This is a genomic window from Natrialba sp. SSL1, assembly GCF_001861355.1.
Classification (GTDB): Archaea; Halobacteriota; Halobacteria; order Halobacteriales; family Natrialbaceae; genus Natrialba.
Map to the genome: position 1 here is coordinate 52,772 of NZ_MASN01000004.1, position 22,285 is coordinate 75,056.

Annotated in this window: 16 protein-coding genes; 7 read left to right on the top strand and 9 right to left on the bottom strand. The window is 61.4% G+C overall.

Annotation, left to right across the window (positions count from 1 at the left end; translation table 11 throughout):
• Positions 1-23: 23 nt before the first annotated feature.
• From nosZ to BBD46_RS01795, 5 genes are all read right to left on the bottom strand, one after another.
• Complete coding sequence (nosZ, locus tag BBD46_RS01775) at positions 24-1,925, bottom strand: TAT-dependent nitrous-oxide reductase (RefSeq protein WP_071400052.1); 1,902 nt, start codon at positions 1,923-1,925, stop codon at positions 24-26.
• A 545-nt stretch (positions 1,926-2,470) separates the two neighbouring features.
• On the bottom strand, positions 2,471-3,832 hold the full coding sequence (locus BBD46_RS01780) for an aminotransferase class III-fold pyridoxal phosphate-dependent enzyme (protein WP_071400053.1): 1,362 nt from the start codon (positions 3,830-3,832) through the stop codon (positions 2,471-2,473).
• Between the two features lie 145 nt (positions 3,833-3,977).
• The gene (locus BBD46_RS01785; RefSeq protein ID WP_071400054.1) at positions 3,978-5,606 is read right to left on the bottom strand and encodes a BCCT family transporter; all 1,629 of its coding nucleotides are present in this window, start codon (positions 5,604-5,606) and stop codon (positions 3,978-3,980) included.
• A gap of 791 nt (positions 5,607-6,397) precedes the next feature.
• Positions 6,398-7,045, bottom strand: coding sequence for a hypothetical protein (locus tag BBD46_RS01790; protein WP_071400055.1), 648 nt, complete (start codon positions 7,043-7,045; stop codon positions 6,398-6,400).
• A 72-nt stretch (positions 7,046-7,117) separates the two neighbouring features.
• Positions 7,118-8,398: an amidohydrolase gene (locus tag BBD46_RS01795; RefSeq protein WP_071400056.1), complete on the bottom strand. Its 1,281-nt coding sequence runs from the start codon at positions 8,396-8,398 to the stop codon at positions 7,118-7,120.
• 189 nt (positions 8,399-8,587) lie between these two features.
• Here BBD46_RS01795 and BBD46_RS01800 point away from each other — a divergent pair, with 189 nt between their 5' ends.
• From BBD46_RS01800 to BBD46_RS01810, 3 genes are all read left to right on the top strand, one after another.
• Positions 8,588-8,809, top strand: a complete 222-nt coding sequence (locus tag BBD46_RS01800) for a DUF7130 family rubredoxin-like protein (RefSeq protein WP_071400057.1) — start codon at positions 8,588-8,590, stop codon at positions 8,807-8,809.
• Between the two features lie 125 nt (positions 8,810-8,934).
• A complete protein-coding gene (locus BBD46_RS01805; protein ID WP_071400058.1) occupies positions 8,935-10,254 on the top strand; it encodes an MFS transporter in 1,320 nt (439 codons plus the stop codon).
• 119 nt (positions 10,255-10,373) lie between these two features.
• The gene (locus BBD46_RS01810; protein ID WP_071400059.1) at positions 10,374-10,943 is read left to right on the top strand and encodes a pyridoxamine 5'-phosphate oxidase family protein; all 570 of its coding nucleotides are present in this window, start codon (positions 10,374-10,376) and stop codon (positions 10,941-10,943) included.
• Positions 10,944-11,007: 64 nt separating this feature from the next.
• Here BBD46_RS01810 and BBD46_RS01815 read toward each other — a convergent pair whose 3' ends face one another.
• Entirely contained in the window at positions 11,008-11,409 is a 402-nt protein-coding gene (locus BBD46_RS01815; RefSeq protein ID WP_071400060.1) for a Rid family detoxifying hydrolase, read from the bottom strand.
• Between the two features lie 22 nt (positions 11,410-11,431).
• The gene (locus BBD46_RS01820; RefSeq protein WP_071400061.1) at positions 11,432-12,814 is read right to left on the bottom strand and encodes an aspartate aminotransferase family protein; all 1,383 of its coding nucleotides are present in this window, start codon (positions 12,812-12,814) and stop codon (positions 11,432-11,434) included.
• A 275-nt stretch (positions 12,815-13,089) separates the two neighbouring features.
• Here BBD46_RS01820 and BBD46_RS01825 point away from each other — a divergent pair, with 275 nt between their 5' ends.
• Positions 13,090-13,542, top strand: a complete 453-nt coding sequence (locus tag BBD46_RS01825) for a GAF domain-containing protein (protein ID WP_084777641.1) — start codon at positions 13,090-13,092, stop codon at positions 13,540-13,542.
• Between the two features lie 55 nt (positions 13,543-13,597).
• On the opposite strand, the gene BBD46_RS01830 is transcribed toward BBD46_RS01825, so the two are convergent.
• A complete protein-coding gene (locus BBD46_RS01830) occupies positions 13,598-14,680 on the bottom strand; it encodes a zinc-dependent alcohol dehydrogenase family protein (RefSeq protein WP_071400161.1) in 1,083 nt (360 codons plus the stop codon).
• Positions 14,681-14,818: 138 nt separating this feature from the next.
• Entirely contained in the window at positions 14,819-15,418 is a 600-nt protein-coding gene (locus BBD46_RS01835) for an NAD(P)/FAD-dependent oxidoreductase (RefSeq protein WP_071400062.1), read from the bottom strand.
• Positions 15,419-15,944: 526 nt separating this feature from the next.
• Between BBD46_RS01835 and BBD46_RS01840 the strand changes: the two genes are divergently transcribed.
• From BBD46_RS01840 to BBD46_RS01855, 3 genes are all read left to right on the top strand, one after another.
• Positions 15,945-17,126, top strand: coding sequence for a hypothetical protein (locus BBD46_RS01840; protein ID WP_071400063.1), 1,182 nt, complete (start codon positions 15,945-15,947; stop codon positions 17,124-17,126).
• 4,123 nt (positions 17,127-21,249) lie between these two features.
• A complete protein-coding gene (locus tag BBD46_RS22025) occupies positions 21,250-21,597 on the top strand; it encodes a hypothetical protein (RefSeq protein ID WP_139173461.1) in 348 nt (115 codons plus the stop codon).
• A complete protein-coding gene (locus BBD46_RS01855; RefSeq protein WP_071400066.1) occupies positions 21,598-22,269 on the top strand; it encodes a LysM peptidoglycan-binding domain-containing protein in 672 nt (223 codons plus the stop codon).
• The last annotated feature ends 16 nt before the right edge of the window (positions 22,270-22,285 follow it).

Genomic DNA, 22,285 nt, shown 5'->3' on the forward strand with positions numbered 1-22,285 from the left:
GAGTGCGAAATAGGGTGGGGAGGTTAGTCAGCCGGTTCGACGAGCAGCCGCGAGCGCATCTCGAGGTGGAGTGCGCTACAGAAGAACGCACAGTAGATCCAGTAGACGCCGGGCTTGTCGGCCGTGAACGTTACCTCACGCGTTTCCTGTGGTGCGATTTTGACGTTGATGTCGTACTCCGGAATCGCGACCGAGTGGAGCATGTCCTCCGTTTGTTCGATGTTGGTGGTCCTGATCGTGACCTCGTCACCCTCCTGAACGGCGATATCTTCGAAGCTGAAGTAGTTGCGCTGGCTGTGCATCTCGACGTGGACTCGATCTCCATCACGCTCGATGAAGTTGTCCTCGTCATCCGTCGAAATGAAGTCCAACGCGAGGTCGTCGGGGTCATACACTGACGCGGGGTCGAGCCTGTCCGCTCGGACGATCGATGCGTCGTGTGGCTCAGGATAGGCGGGTGTATCTTTGACGAGTTCCATCCCGGCGTCGTCGTCACCGATGTAGAACAGTTGGTCGTTCTCGGGGAATACTGGCCCCACAGGAAGGAATCGGTCCTTCGAGAGTTTGTTGAGGACGATCAGCCAGTCTCCCTGTGGGTCACCCGTGTAGGATTCAGCGGCGATCAGATGGCCGGGACTGTAGTGGACCTCGTGTTTCTGGATAACTGGGTCTGCGGACCCCATCTCGGCTTCGACGGCTGCGTCGATATCCCACTTGACGACCTCGGAGTCGACGAACAGTGTCGTGTAGGCGTGCCCACGACCGTCGTAGGCGGTGTGCAGCGGCCCGTTTCCGACGTTGACCCGCCCAGCGATCGCGTCGTTGGGGTCGTCAACCTCGTTGAGTTGATCGATATCGATGATCGTACACGTCGGGTCGAGTTTCCCGGACGCGATCGCGTACCGTCCGTCTGGTGTGACACTCACCCCGTGGGGGTTCGTCGGCACATCGATGTACCGAACCAGCGGCTCACTGCCGGTATTGAGTGGGCTGTCCTCGGTACCGTCGACGACAGGGACACCGTTGATCGTTTCGTACTCGCCGGCGTCAACCGCCTCCTCGATGCGTGGAATGTTGAACGCAACGACGTAGTCCGTGTCGGCCGCAGTCATTTCCGCTTCTGTGACGCCCTCTTCGCTGTTGTAACTGGTCGTGAAGAACCACTCTCCATTCTTTCCGGAATCGCCGTTATCGAGGTTGCAATCGACCCGCACGTCCCACTCGTGGTCGAACGGGTCAGCTGACATCGCCGAAAGGGTCGATCCGTACTCGCTCGGATCTTCAAGGTCGCGACCGTCGTTGGGGATCGGTACGCGCAGTTCGCCAACACCAAAGATCAATCGCGTATCGGGCATCAGCGCGCACGCACCGTGGGTCCCCTGCTGGTTCGGCAGATCGATAATCGCGTCCGTTTCGAAGTACTCGAGATCGACCCGAGCCATCCGGCCGTTAGCCTTGTCGTTGACGAACAGCCATTCGCCGTCGTACTCGTTGTCCGTCTGGCTCACTCGAGGGTGATGGGTGTCTCCCCACGTGTAGCCGCCCGCATCCTGCAACATCTCGTGCGTTTCATCGTCGAATCCGTAGCCGCGTGCGCTTTCGACGTTGAACACCGGAATGCGCATGATTTGGCGCATCGACGGCACACCGTAGACGCGGATATCACCGGAGTGTCCCCCCGAAAGGAACGCATAGTAGTCGTCGAGCTCACCGGGTGGGACCGAAGTGTCGACATCGGCCGCTGACGGCATCTCGTCGCCCTCGAGCAGACCTGTACAACCCGCCAGTGAACTCATCGCACCGGCTGCGGCCCCTGCTTTCATGAAATCGCGTCGTGGGATCCGTGCAAAGAGAGGATCCCGATCGTCTACTGCAGTAGTCTCGCTTGATCGGCCGTTGGAGTCGGATGCGTGTGTATCTGTCATTGTTCTGGTGTTGTCCACACCGTCGTTCGTTCAGTTCAGGTACTGCTCTGTCCCCAGCACCGTCTCGTTACAGATAGCACTCGAGCAAGTGCGATGTTAGGGCTATTCCAGATTCTCGATCAACAGTAAAGGCGGGGAACACGTTCGGCCAAAACGGTATCCACGATGAACCACTAGGTTTCTAGCAGCAATTCGGCTCTAGGGATGGTGTCAGTTGACCTCCGTTCTACCAGATGCCTTCCTATCGGCGCGGACTGACTGCCAGTATTTCGTTTCTCATCGCTGGTTGTAGTGTCGTGTTTGGGCACTCATCGACGCGCGGGAGGGGCTGCAACTCGCAGCGACTCTCTTGCCAGCGCTGTCACCTACTTTACGATACGTTGGCTGGTCCGCATGGATCTCTTGGCGCCAGCAAAAAAGAACGACCGGACGCACAATCGTCCGTGACTGGGTCCCTACGTTGGTCCACCGAATAGCGTGTCTCGTGCGAGTACTGTACTCGAATACTCGAGTATCCGAGTCTCCGAATTCCACGCGCTCGAGTGCTACGCCGCCTTCGCGTTCGGACCGACCGCATCGATCGCCTCACAGAACAGTCCGATCCCGAGTTCGATCTCGCGGGTACTCGAGTCCAGCGGCGGAAGCAGCCGAATCGTCTTCTTGCCACAGCCGAGGGTGAGCAGGCCGCGCTCGAGCGCTTCTTTCACGACGGCGTTTCGGCGCTCGGCAGTGTCGAACTCGACGGCGAGCATCAGGCCCTTCCCACGAATATCGTCGACGTAGTCGGGTGCGTCGTCTCGAAGTAGTTCCTTGGCCTGTTCGCCGCGGCGGGTGGCGTTGTCGAGCAGGTCGTGTTCCTCGATGGCCTCGAGGGTGAACGTGCCCATCATCGAGCCGAGGAGATCGCCGCCGCCGAAGGTGGAGCCGAGGCGGTTCTTCTCGCTCGGGAAGACGTCCGAGCGGGAGATGGTCGCCCCCACCCGAAGCGCCTTTGCGCTGGCGATCACGTCGGGTTCGATCGGGTAGTGGTCCGAGGCCCAGATCTCGCCGGTACGGCCGATGCCGGCCTGGATTTCGTCGACGACGAGCGGAATGTCGTACTCGTCGGTGACGTCCGCGACCTCCTGCATGAACGCCTCACTGGGGAAGCGGTAGCCGCCGACGCCCTGGATCGGTTCGAGGGTCAGAAACGCGATTTCGTCGGGGTCGATTCGGCCGCCTTCGGGTGCCAGCATGCGACGAAGCTGTGAGGTCTCGCCCGCGAAGAACCCACAGTCACAGCTGTCGGGGTTGCAGCCGCGGTCGGCACAGAACGGAATCGTCTCGATACCGCTGAGTTGGGGGTAGTGACGGGTGTAGACCTCCTTCGACTTCGTAATCGAGAGCGTGCCGAACGTTCGCCCGTGGAAGCTCCCTTCGAACGCGACGCCGTACTTTGCGGGTGCGCGGTAGTCGTGGGTGATCTTCATGGCGTTCTCCATGGCCTCGGCCCCGGAGTTCGAGAGAAAGACGGTGTCCATGTCGTACTGACTCGAGAGGTCGGTCAGTTTGTCCATGAGGTGACTCGAGCCGGGGACGTCTGACTCCTCGGGTGTCGGGCCGGCACCGAAGTACATGTCCTGGCCGGCGATCTTCATCGGTTCGACGAGGTCGAATTCGCGGAGCTTCTCGGTGAGCTTCTCGTTGTTGTAGCCGAGCGGGGCCGCGCCGATGTGGCAGGTAAAATCGAGCAAGACGTTGCCGTCGACGTCGGTAACGAAGGGACCGTCGGCCTCGCGGGTGATATCCCAGACGAACTCGTGGGAGTATTCGCTGGGTGCCGCGTTCGTTCCGTGGAACTCGACCCACTTTTGAGCGTTCGGGCCGGGATATGTGTCCACGGTCGGTTCCGCGCTATCTCTGTCCATACACAGATTGTGTGTATAGCATAAATTAAAACTTGTTATGGATCGCGGAACACTCCGGGTGAGTGGGGTATCGTTTCGCAGTCAGTGCCAGTGGCACAAAATTGGTGGCGCTTTCGATGGCGAGCGAAACGGAGGTGGGTGCGCGTTAGTCGTCGCCCGGTTCGGCGGCCGGTGATGGCTCGTCGCCGGACGTGTCGCTGGTGGAGCCAAACAGCACCGTCTTCTCCTGTAGCAACACCCGTCCTCTGGTCCCGCTGAAGTTCTTGATCAGCGAGAGCATGGCGAGGAAACAGACGATTGCGAACGGTGCACCGGTGATGACAACCGCGTCCTGCAGTGCGCCGGCACCTTCTCCGCCGCCGAGGATCATCAGGATCGCTGCGGTCATTCCGAGGACGATCCCCCAGAAGATCCGGTTGATGGTCGACGGACGCTCCTGACCACCGGTGGTCATCATCGAGACGGCGAGCGTCGAGGAGTCCGCCGACGTGATGAAGAACGTCGTGACGAGGATCATGAACGCGATCATGAGCACCGACCCGAAGGGGAAGGCGTCGAAGAGAATGAAGCCGGAGACCTCCGGTCCGACCTCGAACGCTCCGCTGAAGTCGGCAGTACCCTGGTGTTCGAAGAGAACGGCGGTACCGCCGACGAACGTGAACCACGGAATCGTGGCTGCAGAGGTCGCGACGATGCCGGTAAAGGCGACCTCACGCACCGTTCGCCCCTTCGAGATGCGGGCGATGAACAGGCCCGCGAACGGCGACCACGACAGCGCCCACGCCCAGTAGAAGACGGTCCAGGCCTCGACCCAGCCGGTCCCACCCTCGGCAGCACCGGTGTAGAGGCTCATCGAGACGAAGTTACTGATCATGCCGCCGATGGCCTGCGAACCGAGCAACAGCAGGAACATCGTCGGCCCGAGGATGAACGTCGCGAGCATGAGGAGGACGAACAACCCCATGTTGAAGTTCGACAGTCGCCGAATCCCCTTGTTGACCCCCAATACCATCGAAATCGTAAACAGGATCGTCATCGTCGTGACGATGGCGATGATGCCGAGGTCGCCGAAACTGATCCCCCACTGGTAGTCCAGGCCGGTGACGAACTGGCTGCCGATGAAGCCGAGCGAGGTCGCGACCCCGCCGATCGTCGCGAAGACTGCGAGGATGTCGATCACCTTCGCCGCCGGTCCGTCGAGGTTTTCCTTCCCCAGGATGGGTGTGAGCGCCGACGAAACGCGGAGCGGGACGTTATCGTAGTTGTATGCGAAGTATCCGATCGCGATGCCCATAATGGTAAACACCGCGAGTTGTGGCAGCGCCCAGTGGAACAGCGTCTGCTGGACGGCGAGCGGAATCGCCTCGCTCGTGCCACCTTCGACGCCGAACAGCGGGTTCGGATCGTCGTAGTAGAACAGCCCCTCAGTTGGCCCCCAGAACACGACACCTGCGGCGAAGCCGGCCGAGTACAACATCGCGAAAAACGACAGGAAGCTGTACTCCGGATCCTCGTCGCCGAGTTTGATCTTCCCCCACGGCCCAACGATCAGGAACAGGAGGAAGATGACGATCAGGAACACGATCACCAGCAATGCCCAACTCATGTAGCTGAGCATTTCACCGTGAACGAGTTCGATCCCGTCCGCGACTGCGTCTCGATTGATAAAGAACGCCGCGATTACACTCAGCGTGAGCAACGCACCGAACGCGAAGACGACCGTGTCGAGTTCGTTTACGAACCGCTCTACCGCATTCCCCTCACTTCCGCTCATCGCCACCACCTCCTTTCGAGCGATCTGCCGCCGCTGTTCGTAACCAACCCCCGGTATCGTGAGCCATGCTGAGAGATGGCATACCAGTGTGATTGCTGGTATCATGCATAAATATTTCCTTTTCGTAACCAACATACACAGATTACGTTTATCCAGAACATCAACTGTCGGAGTGACTACACTGAAGAAAATATGCCGAACAGCCACTTTTACCCCCATTTTTCAACACACGGCAGCCATTTCCCCTCGTCCCACCCGATCTATCCACTCAAACCCGTTTTCGGAACGACACTGCTCACAGCGGTACCGGGGACTACTCGAGTACCCGGTCGCCATCGCGGTCGAGAGTCGCCACTGCAAGTCGACGCATACCTAATCGTGCGACGAAGGGTGGTTTGGAACGAGCGCTGTTCGGAGCCAGCGCGGTTCGGAGCCAGCGCGGTTCGGAGCGAGCGCGGTTCGGAGCGAACGAAGTGAGTGAGAACCGCGGATAACGAGCGGGGAACAGCGTGACCCGCGAGTGAACGAAGTGAGTGAGAACCGCGGAACAGCGAACGGGGAACAACGTGACCCGTGAGCGAACGACGTGAGTGAGTTGTTCGATCAGGCGTGCAGTGACTTGCAGTGGCTACTATAGTCTGGGAGACGCGTTTTCGAGCGACCAACGACTCGCCAACGACCGTGCCGGTGTGAACCGACAGCGATCATACGGCCCGTTGTCCGTTCGTTACTGGCGATCGCTGGCCCGTCCGAGCGATTACCGGTAACACGCTCCACCGATCCGTATTCGCTCAGTTCGTCAACTCCTCGAGTTTGCGCTCGCGCTCCTGTGCGCTCTCTTCGACGTTACTCGAGTACTCGTCGAGCCGGTCCTTGATGTTCTCGCGGGCGGCGTCGGGGGAGAAGTCGTCGGACATGGTTAGCAGGCGGACGAACGCGCGCAGTTCCTCGTCGGTAAGCTCGGCGAACTCCTCATTGTCGAGTTTTTCGATGACTTCGTCGACGTCGATCTGGCCGACCGGGTCGACGTTGAACTCGACGTTGACCATGCGGTAGTTCGAGCCGGCGAGGCGCTGTTCAGCTTTGCCGACGCCTTCCGAAAGCATGTCCTTGAAGGGGGTGTGATAGCCCATCGTTCCGAGGTGGAGGAACGCAAGCATGTCCGTAATGCCCTGCGTGTAGGCATCGCGATCTTCGTTGTCGGGGTCGAACACCGTTTCCCGGTCCCGTTCTTCCATGTACTCGAAGAGAATGCTGAAATCGAGGATGGCGTTCCGAACGCGCCGCCGAATCCGGTTTCGCTTCTGTTTTTTCGAGTGGTCGGTGTAGTCCGTCTTTCGACCGAGAAGGAAATCGCGGTCGGAGGGGGTGAGAATACCGCGGGGCCGATCCGAATCCGCCGCCGTCTGTAAGGACTCCGGCACGTCGTCCTGGCTCATAGGGGATACACGGAGAGCCCGCGAATTAATCCTTCTGATCCGGCCAACATGACTGCCAGAAGACAGGTGGGGTCAGGGCAGCTGGCGTGCACACTCCTGAATCGCTTCGGCGAGCACAGTCACGCCGATCTCGAGACTCGTTTCGTCGATATCGAACGTCGGCGTGTGGTGATTCGTCGGGTGGTCCGTTCCGATGAGCACGTAGGACGCGAGGCCGCCGTCGGCCTGCACGCGCTCCATCAGGTAGGTCACGTCCTCGCTAACGCCGAACTCGGCGGTTCCGATTACCTGGTCGACGCCCTGCGTTCGCCGCGCAACGGCACTGACGAGTTCTCGCAGCGCCGGGTCGCTGTCCGCCCGCGGCGACTCGCTGATGACGCGCGGGGTCACGTCGCAGTCGTGCATCTCCGCCGCCGCGTAGAGAACGCGCTCGAGTTCCGTTCGCATGTACTCCATCAGCCCCGTCGTCTCGCCGCGCACTTCGGCCTCGATCGTGAGCTCCTCCGCGATGACGTTACTCGCCGTTCCGCCCTCGATGTAGCCGACGTTCACCCTAGTCATCCCCTCGCTGTGGCGGGGGATCGCGTAGGCGTTCTGAATCGCCGTCGCGGCGGCCTGCATCGTGTTTCCGCCCTCGTTCGGTGCCTTTCCGGCGTGGGCGCTCGCCCCCTCGAAGGTGGCCGTCAGGTGGGCCATCGCTAGCGGCTTCTCAATGCCGGCGACGATTTCGCCGGTCGGATGATCCAGGCCGATGTGCGGTGCGAACAGGTAGTCCACGTCATCAAGATAGCCGCTCTCGGCCATCGCCTTCCCACCGCCCGAAATTTCCTCGGCAGGCTGGAAGAACACCTTGAACGTCCCGCTGAAGTCGCTCGCTTTCACCGCCTGAATCGTCCCCAGCGCCATCGCAACGTGCGCGTCGTGTCCGCAGGCGTGCATGTAGCCCTCGTGCTCGGAACGGAACGCCTCCGCTGCCGGACGGTGGTCCTCGGCTGACGACTCCGTCATCGAAATCGCGTCGAGGTCGACGCGCAGGCCGACCGTCGGCCCCTCCCCCTGTTCGAGGACCGCGATCGCGCCGGTGTAGCCGCCGGCAGTCTTCTCGAGTACGTCCTCGCGCACACCCGCATCGCGCGCTCGATCGAGCCACGGCTCGAGTTCCGCCTCGGACGGAACGGCCATTCGCTCCTCAGTAGCGAGCGCGTCCCGGCCGACTACGATTTCGTCGACGCCGAGGGACTCGAGTTCGGAGACGACGCGGGCGGTCGTTTTGAACTCGCGCCAGCCGGGTTCCGGGTGGCGATGGAACGCTCGTCGCAAATCGACGACTCGGGTGTGCACATCGGTAGCCATCGTGGTGGCGTCTACGAACAGTGATCACTTAATTGTGGTCGAAAATCGCGTACGGCTTCTACACGATTCATTTCGACTGCAGCTGTGGTGTCGCACCTGTCGACAGAACACTCCTTCAAAATACAGTGACGGACGCGTCTGATTCTATCCGCTATGTTTTCCCATGACAAGGGTGTAGCTGCGGCTGTAATGACTCCTGACAACGACCAGCTACGGACCAGAAGCGGCGTCGACAAGATGGAAGAAACCGAAATTCCGATCGGTGAGCCACACGACTCGTCCGAGGCGAGTTACAGCATGTGGCGCTGCGGAGACTGCGGCGAGATGGGACAACTCGAGGATGGCCTGCCGGAGGAGTGCCCGAACTGCAGTGCACCGAAAGAAGACCTGTACTACTGGGAAGAGGACTAACGACGGGCCAATTCTGATGGCTGACATCGCCGCTTCTTGAATACGAACACTGGTCCTCGCTCTGCAGAGCGGCCAGTGTGACTGCGAACACCAATCTCTTAGTATCCATCAGTTCACGCTCACGTATGGCCCAACAGCAAGCCGAGGTCGCCGGCCCCCTCGACGCCTTCCGGCAATTCTTTTCGCTTCGTCGAGACGTGCTGGTGCTCTCGCTGGCGATGTTCGCGTTCAGTCTGGGGTTCCAGATGACGAATCGGTTCATTCCGGACTACCTCGTCTATCTGGGTGCAGGCGGCTTCGTCGTTGGTCTTTTCGCAACCCTCGGAAACGTCATCGGGGCAGTGTACCCCTACTACGGCGGGGTCGTCTCTGACCGCGTCGGCTCGCGATACGCCCTCACGGTGTTCGGCTTTCTCTCGACGTTTGGGTTTGTGGTCTGGCTCGCTGCCGCGTACGTTCCCACCATTGAGATCGGTGCCGTCGCCGTCGAGCCGTGGGTCTGGGTCTTCGTCGGCCTCCTGCTGGCCCAGTGCTGGAAATCCTTCGGAATCGGTGGCCACTACGCCATCGTCAAGCAGGCGACGGAACCCAGCCAGTTGGCGCGCGGGTTCGCCAGCACGGAAACGTTCCGGCGGACAGCGTTCCTGATCGCGCCGCTGATCGTCGCCGTGCTCGTGGTCGACGAACTCATGCCGGGCTTCCTCTGGGTGCTCGTCATCGGGATTATCTTCGCGCTGCTTGGCACGATCATCCAGCACCTTCTCTACGAGACCGACCAGGACACGCTCGGCAAGGAGTTCCAGGGCGTCGGCCAGGTCGTCGACGACCTGCGAACACTCCCGGACGAACTGCGTCCGCTACTCATCTCGGACGCACTGGTCCGGTTCGCCAACGGCATGGTGTACGCGTTCTTTATTCTCGTGATCACACTCGATATGGGGATCGGTCTCTCGCTCACGCTCCCCGTGATTGGCGCAATCGATCTCTCGCCGGCCGCGTTCTTCGGCGTCCTTCTCAGTATCGAGATGTTCGTCGCGCTGCTCACGATGGCACCGGTCGCCAAAATAGCCGAGTACACCGGACTCAAGCCGGTCGTCGCACTCGGGTTCTTCGTCTACGCAATCTTCCCGGTGATGCTCATCTTTGCACCGCAGGACAACGCCTGGATTCTGATCGCCCTCTTTGCCTTCTCCGGGCTCCGATTTGCCGGCCTCCCGGCTCACAAGGCGCTGATCGTCGGCCCCGCCGAACAGGACGCAGGCGGCCGCGTTACCGGGTCGTACTATCTCGTACGTGGCGCGCTCGTCATCCCGAGCGGTGTGCTCGGTGGCTTCCTCTGGGAGTTCGTCACGCCAGAAGTGTCATTTACCGTCGCTTCGATCATCGGGCTGGTCGGTGTCGCTTACTTCTTGCTCTACGGCAAGGAGTTCGACGCGTACGCGTAGTCGACTCCGTTTTGTTGACGCTGTCATCCTTTCTGCCTCTATTGTCCTTTTCTAGTGGGTTTCTCACCGAGTGGTGAACCCCTCCTGCTTTCTCATCCCTCTAGCCACCTCGATAAGACATGACAACTGAAACGCTGACAGACCAGGAGATAGAGACGTTCCTCCGTGAACACGGGACCGGCGTGTTGTCGGTTGCTAACGGCTCAGACGCCTATGCGACTCCACAGTCATTTGGATACGATGGGGAGACTCTATACTTTCAATTCGTTTCCGCTGCAGACAGTTCGAAGCAGGCCTTCGCTGACCAGACTGGGACGGCGACACTCACTGTTTACGACGAGGAGCCAGCACAGAGTGTTGTTGCCCGTGGCGACATCGAACCTGTTCCAGCAGATGAAGCCACACACGCCATGTCTGTTATCGCAGAGAACGCAATGGTCCCAACGGTGAACGTCAGTCCTGACATACCGGTTTCGTCGCTCTCGTTTCAGTTCTATCGCCTGCGACCGACCGAACTCACCGGTCGGGCATTCGGTCCGGTGCCGGTGGTCGAGCACCCGTCACAGACGCTGACAGAACGAGGGTTTGATCACCTCGAGAACGCACTCGAGTGTGACGACCCAGACGAGAAGGATTTCTTCATTCGACAGGCGCTTCAACTGAGCGAACCGCTGGTAAATGCAGAGTAAGCGACCTCACTGTGTCTCGATTGTACGAGAAAAAGACAGACGACTCGAGTAGCCCGCAATCGAGTCAGTCGTCGTGGTGCCCAAGATACGCGGTCGCGTCGAGTTCGACACGCACGTCCTCCGGAAGACGCGACACCTCTACGCAGACACGCGCTGGTGGATCCTCACCGAACTGCTCACCGTAGGCCTCGTTGACCCGCTCGTAGTCCTCGAGATCGGTCAGATAGACCGTCACCTTCACCACGTCGTCGAGTCCGTCGCCGCCGGCTTCGTCGACGACTGCCGCGATGTTCTCGAGTACCCGTCTGGTCTGGGCCTGAATATCGCCGTCGACGACGGCTCCGCTTTCGGGGTCGACGGGGCCGTAGCCGGAGACGTAGAGGGTGTCGCCGGCCTGGACGCCCTGCGAGTAGGGGTTGTCACTGCTCGGTGCGTCGTCGGTTTCGATGGGTGTTGGGTTACTCATCGTTGAAAGCTACATTCTGCGTTCAGGCTGTCTGGGCCGCATCTGCGGTCGCGTGTTCGACCGCATCGGCGATCACGTCGAGGGCCGTCTCGGCGAGATCGTGCGTGAGGACGAGCGGTGGGAGCAAGCGAAGCACGTTGCCGTGACGACCGGCTGTCCAGACGAGGACGCCGTGTTCGAAGCAGTACTGCTGGATCGCGTCGACGACGTCGCTGTCTGGTTCGCCGTTCTCGTCGACGAATTCTGCGCCGATGAACAGCCCCTTGCCGCGGACATCTGCGAGTTGGTCCGTCTCATCTGCGGCTTCGTGGAGACGGTCCCGGATGTACTCGCCGAGGTCGCGTGCGTGCGCGAGCAGGTCGTGTTCCTGAATGTACTCGATGGCCCGCGTTCCTGCGCGCATACCGACGACGTGGCCGCGGTAGGTGCCGGCGTGATCACCCGATCCCCAGGTGTCGAGTTCTTCCTTGTACATCGTTGCCGAAAGCGGGAAGCCGACGCCGCCGAGCGCCTTCGCGGAGGTCATCGCGTCCGGCGTTACGTCCTCCCAGTCGCTGGCCCACCACTGGCCGGTGCGGCCGAGGCCGCTCTGAATCTCGTCGAAGACCAGCGTCACGTCGTTGTCGTCCGCGATGTCACGAAGCCCCTGCAGGAAGCCCGCTGGCGGTGTTACGATACCACCCTCGCCCTGGATCGGTTCGACGATGATCCCGGCCGGGTTCGCGAGACCGCCGTAGGGATCCTCGACGATTTGCTGGACCTCCTCGAGTGCGTGGTCCACGGCCTCCTCGGGCGTCTTCTCCTGTCGGAACGGGTGCGGATACGGCGCGTGGACGACGTCCGAGAGCAGCGGCGCGTAGTGCTTCTTCAGCTTCGTGTTCGAAGTGACGCTCATCGCGCCGGTCGTCGCGCCGTGATAGGAGCCGCGGAAGGCGATGAGCCCGTCGCCGTCAGAGTTGTACTTCGAGAGCTTGATCGACGCCTCGATGGCGTCGCTGCCCGTCGGACCGCCGAAGACGACCCGGTTGTTCCCCCGCAATCCGCTCGGTGCGATCTCGTCGAGCTTTTCGATCAACTCGAGTCGGGCGTCGGTCGGGAAGTCGACGGTGTGGACGAACTTGTCGGTCTGGTCGTGGACGGCCTCGAGGACGTAGGGGTTCGAGTGGCCGACGTTCAACACGCCGATGCCGGCGAACATGTCGATGTAGGTGTTGCCGTCGGCGTCGCGGACGGTCGCGCCCTTTCCTTCCTCGAACGCGATGGGGATGTCGTTCGGATACGCGACCGCGCTGCTGTCGATCTCTTGTTGTCTCTCGAGGAGCGATTTCGTCGCCGGACCGGGGACGGAGCCGACGTCCGGCGCGTCGTCGAAGTGAATCTCGTCGATCGGTGGTCCTGCTGCCATACCGCATCCCAGGTGAAACAGATATTAATAACTTGTCCACAGTATTCATGTTTACTGTATACAGAAATTGAATACACTTCGGCTGGTTCGGGCCGGTCGTTCGACCGGAGCGCTCCTTACGACTGATCGGATCGAGCTGCGGATCAGTCCGTAGACTGCCGCGTTCGACTGTGACTACAGGGACTTTCGGCTGTATGGTCTCGTTTACCTTCCACACCGGCTGCAACTGTCCACAGATTTAAGCGCTGCTCCGTCGGGAGTCATTCCCGATTACGATGGACGACAGCCACCAGCAGCCGTCTGCAGAACTGCAATCCGCCGATAAGATGAGAGACCAACTCCAGGAGATCATCGACGAGTTCGACTGCACGTCCGGAACGCTGCACCGACTCGAGGACGACACCCTAGAACTCGTCGCCGCGGTCGGCATTCCCGACCCAGTCCTCGAGCGCATCGGTTCGATTCCGATCGGGAAGGGCATGGCCGGACTCGCAGCCGAGCGCATGGAACCGGTCGACGTCTGTAATCTCCAGACGGACGACTCCGGGGTCGCCGAGGCCGGTGCTCGCAAAACGGGCATGGAAGGCTCGCTCGCCGCGCCGCTCCTCGGCCCGGAGAGGACGCTCGAGGGGACCATCGGCGTCGCCAAACCCGAACAGTACGAGTTCACCGACCGCGAACGCGAGCGACTACTGGAACGAGGAACCGAACTTACGCGGCAGTTGTAGTGGTCACGGACGACCCGACACCTCGATACCTGGTCGCAGGCGGCTCACACAGTCGTCAAAACTCGGTTACAACCTCGATTCCCCGCGTCTCGTACTCACTCATCGCGGCGAGTCGATCGGAGACGTCCGCGAGTGCGACGCGATTCGTGACGAGTCGCTCGGGAGCGAGCGTGCCCGCGTCGATGAGCCGCAGGAGTTCGTCGTAGCGCGAGGGCGGCATGCCGCGAGAGCCGACGACGGTCACGTCCCAGCGAGCGATTTCGTCGATCGGAAGTGCGACCTCGCCCCGTTCGGCCTCGGTGGTGAGTCCGATCTGAACGTGCGTGCCGCGAATCCGCAGGCAATCGACGCTGTTCCGGCACGTTTCGGCACGGCCGAGGGCGTCGACCGAAACGTGTGCGCCGCCGTCGGTACGGGCCTTGATTGCGGCGGGGACGCCGTCGTTCTCTCGTGTCTCGTTTTCGAGTTCTGTCGCATCGATCGTCACCTCCGCACCGAGCTCGCTCGCCAACTCGAGTGGTGCCGTCCGAATATCGACGGCGAGCACGCGAGCGCCGAGTGCGGCGGCGATCTGGACGGCGGCGAGTCCGAGGCCGCCGCAGCCGTGGACGGCGATCCAGTCGCCGGCTGCGATGTCGGCCCGGTGGGCCAGGGCGTGAAAGGCCGTGACGTATCGACAGCCCAGCGCGGCGACGGCTTCCGCGGAGACGCCGCCGGGGAGCGTGACGGCGTTGAAGTCCGCGTGAGGGACGTGAATCTGCTCGGCGAACGCGCCGGGGACGCTCGATTCGAAACCGAGCGCGTAGCCGTCCTCGCAGACGTTTCCGTGGCCGTTGCGACAGTAGTAGCAGGTTCCGTCTCCCAGATTGAACGGCACGGCTACGCGATCGCCGACGGCGAGTTCGTCGACGCGGTCGCCGACCTGTGCGACCCGGCCCGCGGGTTCGTGACCGAGAATCTGACCGATCGGCACCTGGTCGTCGGCCCACTCGCCGTGGCCCTGCCAGGCGTGCCAGTCGCTTCGACAGAGGCCACAGGCTTCCACGTCGACGACGACGCCGTGTGGGTCGGGCGTCGGCGGGTCGACCTCCTCGATCGAGAGCGGTTCGCCGTAGGACTCGAGTACTGCAGCGCGCATACGCATGAGGTCGCGTTGCGGTGAGTTAACGTATCCGGACTCGGAACGTGGCAGTGGCTCGCCAGAGTATCGTGCAGAAATAATAGATCCGAAGCCGGGCCGAAGCCGAGACGTATGTCCCAGGTGTCGCGAGTCGCGTTACTCGGCAACCACTGATTCGAATACGTTCGTCGCGTCCGCAGGAACGTCGAAGTCGTGGTAGTTCTCGCCCTTCGTCTTCGAGAGGATGTTCAGCGCGGCCGCGGCACCGTCGCCCGCGGAGATGACAGCCTGCCACTCATCGACGCGGACCATCGCGCCCGTTGCGTAGGCGTTCTCGACGCTCGTCTCCATCGTGACGCCGACGTCGACGACATCCTCCTCGAACTCGCAGCCGAGGCTCTCCGCGAGGTCGCGGTTGGCTCCCGTCGCGAGGATGACGTATTCGACCGCGTACGTGCCGTCGTCGGCTTCCGTTTCGATGTCGAAGCCGTCGTCCGTCTCGGTGACGCTGGTGACTGCCTCGCCCTGATTTCGGTCGACACCGAAGCTATCGACCTGCTCGCGAGCGGTCTCCATGAACGCCGAGCCGTCCTGCGAGCCGATTCCCAGGTAGTTGAACAGGTGTGCCTTGTGCATCCACGTCTCGTCCGTATCAAAGAGAACGGTGTCGAGACCGTTCTTTTGTGTGAAGAGGGCTGCACTGAGTCCGGCGGGGCCGCCGCCGACGACAGCGACGGTTGCGTCTGATTCGCTCATACAGCTATTCGTTATCGTTCGACGGGTAAATACTCACAAGCGACACTCGAGTTACCTCGTGACAGCGGTGTCACCTGCCTCCCGGTGTGTGCTTGCTGTGTGGTATTGTTTGTGTAACGTTGCGATGTGGTATCGTGTCGTGTCGCGTAGCGGTGTGATTTCGTTCGTGTAACGTAGCGCGGTGTCGTGTGACATTCGAGTGCACCGTTTGCTGTCGGTAGTCGACCTGCTAGCCACGCCGTAGTATCCATTTCCACTGTCGTAAATATGACTACACCACCTCTCTAACCCATTTCGACCAGAGCCTTTATAATTGCTCGAGAAAGTTGGGATAACAAACAATTCGTATGAACGTCTACGAGGGGAGCGAGTGCCGGTCACGCCGGCGGTGGGCTCAAGTCCGTCGTCAGCACGGATGCCGGTGGTCGGCTCCGATCACGACACCCGGCGACTGTCCCGAGCTGTCGGCTGACTGCCATTGTACCATCGGCTCATCGTACCGGCGGCAGGAGGTGCGATGACAGTGATGCCGCTGCAATCGCTCCGATCATTCATCGGTGACGGGATCCGAAAGCGGCTGTATCCGGTCTTGCTCGTTGTTGGCTGTGGGGTCGCGTTCGGATTGATTGCGATCGGTATTGGACGTCTCACGGGACTCACGACGTGGGTTCCGTCGGCATCACCGCCGGTCGTCTCACAATCGCTCGGTTCCGAGACGGTGCTCTTTCTCGTCTCGTTCGCCTGCAGTGTGCTCGCCTGTGTCTGCCTGCTTCTCTACCGAGCAAATCGCGCGTCGATCGACGCCCACTGGCGGCAGTACTCGACCTGGGCCCAGTCGGTGATCGTCGGCTGTCTCTGTGCCGTCGTCGCCGCGCTGGCGCTCAGTTCGCTGACGCTCGTAACGGAACTCACGGCTACTGCCGTCGTTCTTACCTTTCTCGTCACCTGGCCACTTGCGGCCGGTCTGTTACTGCTTCAGGACCGACGGAGTACAACCGCTGACTCCTCGTTTTCGTCGGTCCGGACGGGCTATGCACATACGAAAGGGTTGGAGAGTCGAACGCTCTCCGTCATCGTTGGCTTTTCGGTCGGTGTTGCAGGCGGTGTCGGCCTCTGGTACGGTGGGACCTGGTACAGCGGCCACGTTCCGCTGGCAGTAACGGTGACGGCTGCACTCGTACTCTGGGTCGGAACGACGATTGTCGTCTACAACCGGTACGCCGCCGCAACGAGCGCACGAACCGAACTCACCATCGTTGCGCTCAGAACACCCGACTCTCGGTCGACGCGCGAACTCGCCATCAGGAACGATTCTGCTTCAGCGATCGATCTCTCGGAGTCTCGCATCCGTGATACCGAGTTCGACCTGTATCGACTCGGTGTCAACATTACACTCAAACCGGGTGCCGTCTGCTCGTTCGAGATTCCCGAATCGTTCTCGACCGAACCGAACGACGATTCCGTTGCGTTGCCGCTTGGCTACAGCCTCAAACGAGGAGGTGAAACGCCGACGCTCCTGACGAAAACGGGAACGATCTATTCGCTCCAGTGGTCGGCTACCGCTCCAACAGACGAGGGCGAACCGACGACGGGTCGCTCCGAACCGATGTCCGATACAGCGACGAACTCGGTTGAGAGGGAAACCGACCCAGCAGCGGGGAACTCCGAGGCGGAACCCCCCGTCGCTGGCACAGCGCCACGTGAGTAACGATGATTGTATTCGACAATAGAGGCAATAATTAAGATACCACAGCATATACACTTGTGTAATAAATCCCAAATGAAACGGTTGTCTTCCGGCGTCCAATCCGGACGGTGGACCCAGATGCGGAGGCTTGCTCTCAATGACTGACCCGTCACTACCGACGATTGAACCGACGGTACGCGATATCACCGGGAGAGCCGACAACAGGGCTCCCCACGAGATGCGAGCGAACCAGACGGTACGGGAGCCGACAGCAACTCGAGTCGGAACCGATCGAGAGTCGCCCCACAGACTGCACAGACTGGGGATCGACGGCCTCGACCGTCGGCAGCGACCGATTGGGACGCTGGATCCAGCACGGCTCGGCGATCGGTTTGCACATCGGATTCTCGCTCGTCACGGTGGAATCGGTCTCGTCTTTCGCCACTCCGCCGCCCATCGTCATCATCGTGTCCCTCACGACCACTCTGACCGCGGACGCTCACCCCTCGGTGAGGCGACAGGGCTCGAGCGGGAGACGACGTCGCCGACAGGCCCCCCGTCGTTTATCCCCGAGCACGACGCTGCCGCCGCATCTACAACTCGTGAGACAGTCGTCTCGCCTTCCGGGGTTGCTGGCACGACACCGGATGCTCCCGGTCCATACGAGCGCACACCTCACTTCCGGTGGACAGTCCCTGAAGACGCTGTTCCAGGCGAGCTACCGGCGGCTTCCACCAGCGCTTCGACCGGGCGAGGTGCGTCGATATCACCGGTCGGCAGCGCCCCTTCACACAATGCGACTGCGCCAACGCGCACGCGTGTGCCAGCCACAGGGAGAGACTTTGCCGGTCGTCAGACACCGCTTCCCAGCTCTTCCCCGATCCACAATGACGACGGTGATGAGACCTCCTCCGACGCTCATGTCGCTCCGATTCCGGCACACACACGGGTCGACACCGCTCGAGTCCGGTCGGAAGACACCCAGTATCGACCTCGATCGGAGACACACCGACTACTCGGGTCCGCTCGTTTCACACACACGCGCTCGTCGACCGACCGTCCCAGCGCCTCCGCCGGACGGTCGACTCGAGTAGATGACCAGTCTGTACCGGACGGGCACTCGGTGTCGACAGGCGAGCGGGTCGGTCATCCTTTCGACCGTCCGTCTAGCAGTTCTGGCTCGATGGCACAGCTTTCGCTCGTTCGGTCGGTAACAGGGCAGCATCACGTCGATCTGCCGACAGGGCGGCGCGCTGTTCGATCATACTCGTGGCGGCGTCCGACAGATGGCTCTCCGGCGGACGACCACGTACGGCCACCTCGCCGCTCCGTGACTGCTGGATCGCCCGACCGTGGCGGTATCGAGCCAACAGCGGGCAACGATGAAACCGCAACTGTGCCTACAGCCGCTGTCGGCACGATCCACCCCCGAACGACGGGACGAACATACAGCGCGAGCGCAGCCATCCGCCACCAATATCAATCGGTGGTGGACTCGAGTGCTGCCGTTGGCGAGTCAGACTCGCTTGTGCTGCCCTCGTCTCGCCGAGGGCTCACAGTCCCAACTGGAGGTGCGCTTCGTACTCCTGTTTCGGGTACCCGGTCCCAGCAGCAGTTCCGTTTCCGTGGTGAGAATTGGCATCAGGGCGGTCAACGCAGTCTTTCGGGGCCGGAATCCGTCGATGACACCACCCACTCTGTTCAGGCCGGTACCGATCCGGAACAGATAGCTGCAGGCGGTTCGACTCGCGCTCCGGCCTCCGCTGGCGATCTGCCATCGCACGATAGTGTGGAAAGACAGGGTGGGTGGAGCGCACGTCCGGCCATCACTTCGGTTCCCCAGACGGGACCACTGTCGGTACGTACCCAGTCCACCGAATCGGTCCGCAGTCAACAGCGCTCTGCAGCGTCGAGCCCGTCGGTGCCCCGCCGGGATCGTTCGAGTTCGAACACGAGGAGTGATGACGAAGGTGTCGCTGACACGGCCGCCATCGTCGGCACACGAGGCACACACGGCGAGATACAGAACGCAGGCGGCCCAGCCGGAGGACACAGTCCAGACGCTGGGAGCACCGTCCTCGCGTTCGTTCGCCGTGGGAGTACGACGGCGGGGTCGATCAGCCAGCTTGCTTCGTCTCGTATACCTCGTTCGTCTCATCACTCTCGTTCATCGTACTCGCCTCGCTCGCCTCGCTCGTCTCCCCCGTCCCGTCCGCCGCACCCGGTCTCGCAGTCTTTCACACTGGATTCAGAACAACCCAGACGCGTCACACGGGCGGTGCAGTCCAGAGAACCGGCCGACTCAGAGGGGCAGACGCCGACACAGGCCCGATCACCCACACCGGATGCGAGACCACCAACACCTGCTCCTGGCGCGACCGCTGTAACGCCAGCAACCGACAGTCGTCGCTCGGTCCACTCGAGTGCGTCAACAGTAGCCCGTCCGATCGCTGGGGGGACGAGTCCGACTGCCTACGCAGATCCGGCGTCGGTGCCTGTCTCCGAACCGACCCACACTGGCAGTCACGAATTCGACCACCATAGCGACAGCGCTTCTCCACCCGGTTCGTTGGCTTCTACTTCAACCCAGACCACGACTCCAACCCCCAATCCAACCTCAGCCCCAAATCCAACTCTGGCTCCGACGCTGACCTCACCTCTAACGCAACCGTTGGATTTCGATTCAACTCATACACAGACTTACACTCACGCTCAGACTCACATTCACACGCCGAACACCCCACTCTCTGGCACTGCCCGCACGGCCGACCCAACCCGAGTCCGATCCGAACAGACTCGACCCCGTGAGCGCACGTCACCTCCACCGACTCGAGTGCAACGTGCTGGGTCGGGTACAGACTCGCAGCAGTTCGCTGCTGAAACGGCCACTGTGGATTCGATGGCGGCTCGGCTGCCATCGGTACGCCACCGACAGCAGCTGACACCGGTGCGGATGTCGTCGACCGCTCACCGGACTGACCACGGTAGTCGTACTGATCGCGAGTCACGGACGACTGTTGGGTCTCCCCAGCACGCTACACGGTCGGACGACAGCGCCACCCGCCCAGCCGCGACAGCAGGGAGTCACAGGTTGGATTCACGTCGGCAGCAGGTCTCAGAACCTGGCCAGTCCGAGGACACCCGATCGGGCTCCAGTAGTGCTGCAGGTCAGCCTGACACAACAACTACCCATCGACCACAGGAGACAGTAGTTGCCCACCAGCAGCGTGGTGACGACCCCAGCAACCGACAGGCTTCCGAGAATCGATTCGATGCTGGCCGGCAGACTTCTCTCCGTACACCCTTCGTTCGACGCTCGTCAACTCCCGGTCGGTCGACCGATTCTGTGTCCCCTCGCTCCTCGCCCGAGCGGATGGCTGTCCCCTCTCTCCCACCCACTTTCCCTCCCTCTTCCGAGATAGACGAGTTAGACGTAGCAACTGTACCTGGTGAGTCAGTCGAATCGGTCGACTCCGGAGAGGTGAACACTGACTCGAGACTTGCGTCTCGTTCGTCACAACGTCTGCCTCCGTTGATGACGAGAGAGACACCTCCGACGCAACCGGCGTCGTCTGCACCGACGAGACTTGTCGACCCAGATCCACCAACCACTGAGTCATCGACATCGGAGACCCGTCCCCGGAGTGGTAGCGGTAGAATGATTAAATATAAAACAAATGGAGAAAAACGAACTACCAGCACATCAGAGAACAAATCAATGAACTCGAGTAGCAGTCGGCCGGCACTCGTCTATCGTGTTGCGACGCCTGGGACCGCTGCCGACGCGGCGACGTCTGGTGTAGCAGGCCACGACGGTCGTTCGGGAGCAACACCACGGCGTGATACAGCTACCGCTGGCAGCACCGATGAGGGTCACAGTGCCAACGGGCACTCGCATACACCCACCCGGTCAGGCACACCTCAGTACATCGGAACCGACCGATCACGAGCAAGTGGTCGAACGCGTGGTAGCACGGAGAGAACATCGACTCGTTCTCCACGGACGGGGGGCGTCGATTCGCAGTCTCCCCCACGGGCGTCCGCACGGGATGGATCCCACGAGGACCACTCACGACACGCACACGGGTCGAGAAGTCGGCCGTCGTCTCCGGCAGCGTCACTCCCGTCCGGACCGGACAGTGGTGTGAGCGGTGTTGGCGGACGCAACCGGCGTCCAGAACCCGGCTCGTCGGTTCATGCGACCGGTTCGACACGGAACCACGCTGCTGACAGAGGCGATCGCGGACACGATTCTGGGTCTGGGCATGGTCATCGTTCCGGACATGATCAGGGTCACGGTCACGCCCACAACCGTCCCCACAGCCACGGCCGCGACACCCGCGACACCGACCACGCCCGGCGCGATCTCGCCGACGTTCCCTGGGGTGAGGAGTCCGTCCAGTTCGATGCCGACGTGGACCGAATCGTCGAACGGCTCTACCGACGACTCGACCGCAAACAACGGATCGAACGCGAACGGAGGGGACTGTAGATGGCAACCGGCGGCAAGCTTGAGAAGGCACAGATCATGATCGTCAACGGCAAGCACCAGGGCGAAACCATCGAGTGCAAGTTCAATCCGAACTCCTACACGCTCGAAAAGAGCGTCAACTACGGTGAGATGAAAGCGACTGGTTCGGGGGCCTCGATCATGCAGTTCGTCGACGGCAACGCCGAGACGCTCTCGACCGAACTGTTCTTCGATACCACCGATGCACTCGAGTCGGACGACGTGGACGCTACAGCGGTCGATGTCCGCGAGCAGTACACGAAGTATATCGACATGCTGCTGGCGGTCGACGGCGAACTCCACGCGCCGCCGGTCTGTCGATTCATCTGGGGTGACGGTATCGACTTTACGGCCCTCGTTCGGAGCGCAAACAAGCAGTTCACCAAGTTTCTGCCAAGCGGCGTTCCCATTCGTGCCCGTGTCTCGATCGTCTTCACCGAGTTCAAGACGGCAGATTACCACAAGTCCGAGGTTTCGCCCGAATCGACGGACAAGACCAAGGCCTGGACGGTGACCGAGGGCGATACCCTCTGGCTCATCGCCGCGGAGGAGTACGGCGATTCCGCCCACTGGCGGACGATCGCAGACCAGAACGATATCGACAACCCGCGTGCGATCACGCCGGGCGAGACACTCGAGTTACCGCCGCTATGAGCGCAAAACCCGATGA

What these genes read in the sequence shown, in the direction of transcription:
- nosZ (WP_071400052.1), bottom strand. Translation starts at nt 1,925, where the DNA reads ATGACAGATACACACGCATCCGACTCCAACGGCCGATCAAGCGAGACT.
- BBD46_RS01780 (WP_071400053.1), bottom strand. Translation starts at nt 3,832, where the DNA reads ATGGACAGAGATAGCGCGGAACCGACCGTGGACACATATCCCGGCCCG.
- BBD46_RS01785 (WP_071400054.1), bottom strand. Translation starts at nt 5,606, where the DNA reads ATGAGCGGAAGTGAGGGGAATGCGGTAGAGCGGTTCGTAAACGAACTC.
- BBD46_RS01790 (WP_071400055.1), bottom strand. Translation starts at nt 7,045, where the DNA reads ATGAGCCAGGACGACGTGCCGGAGTCCTTACAGACGGCGGCGGATTCG.
- BBD46_RS01795 (WP_071400056.1), bottom strand. Translation starts at nt 8,398, where the DNA reads ATGGCTACCGATGTGCACACCCGAGTCGTCGATTTGCGACGAGCGTTC.
- BBD46_RS01800 (WP_071400057.1), top strand. Translation starts at nt 8,588, where the DNA reads ATGACTCCTGACAACGACCAGCTACGGACCAGAAGCGGCGTCGACAAG.
- BBD46_RS01805 (WP_071400058.1), top strand. Translation starts at nt 8,935, where the DNA reads ATGGCCCAACAGCAAGCCGAGGTCGCCGGCCCCCTCGACGCCTTCCGG.
- BBD46_RS01810 (WP_071400059.1), top strand. Translation starts at nt 10,374, where the DNA reads ATGACAACTGAAACGCTGACAGACCAGGAGATAGAGACGTTCCTCCGT.
- BBD46_RS01815 (WP_071400060.1), bottom strand. Translation starts at nt 11,409, where the DNA reads ATGAGTAACCCAACACCCATCGAAACCGACGACGCACCGAGCAGTGAC.
- BBD46_RS01820 (WP_071400061.1), bottom strand. Translation starts at nt 12,814, where the DNA reads ATGGCAGCAGGACCACCGATCGACGAGATTCACTTCGACGACGCGCCG.
- BBD46_RS01825 (WP_084777641.1), top strand. Translation starts at nt 13,090, where the DNA reads ATGGACGACAGCCACCAGCAGCCGTCTGCAGAACTGCAATCCGCCGAT.
- BBD46_RS01830 (WP_071400161.1), bottom strand. Translation starts at nt 14,680, where the DNA reads ATGCGCGCTGCAGTACTCGAGTCCTACGGCGAACCGCTCTCGATCGAG.
- BBD46_RS01835 (WP_071400062.1), bottom strand. Translation starts at nt 15,418, where the DNA reads ATGAGCGAATCAGACGCAACCGTCGCTGTCGTCGGCGGCGGCCCCGCC.
- BBD46_RS01840 (WP_071400063.1), top strand. Translation starts at nt 15,945, where the DNA reads ATGCCGCTGCAATCGCTCCGATCATTCATCGGTGACGGGATCCGAAAG.
- BBD46_RS01855 (WP_071400066.1), top strand. Translation starts at nt 21,598, where the DNA reads ATGGCAACCGGCGGCAAGCTTGAGAAGGCACAGATCATGATCGTCAAC.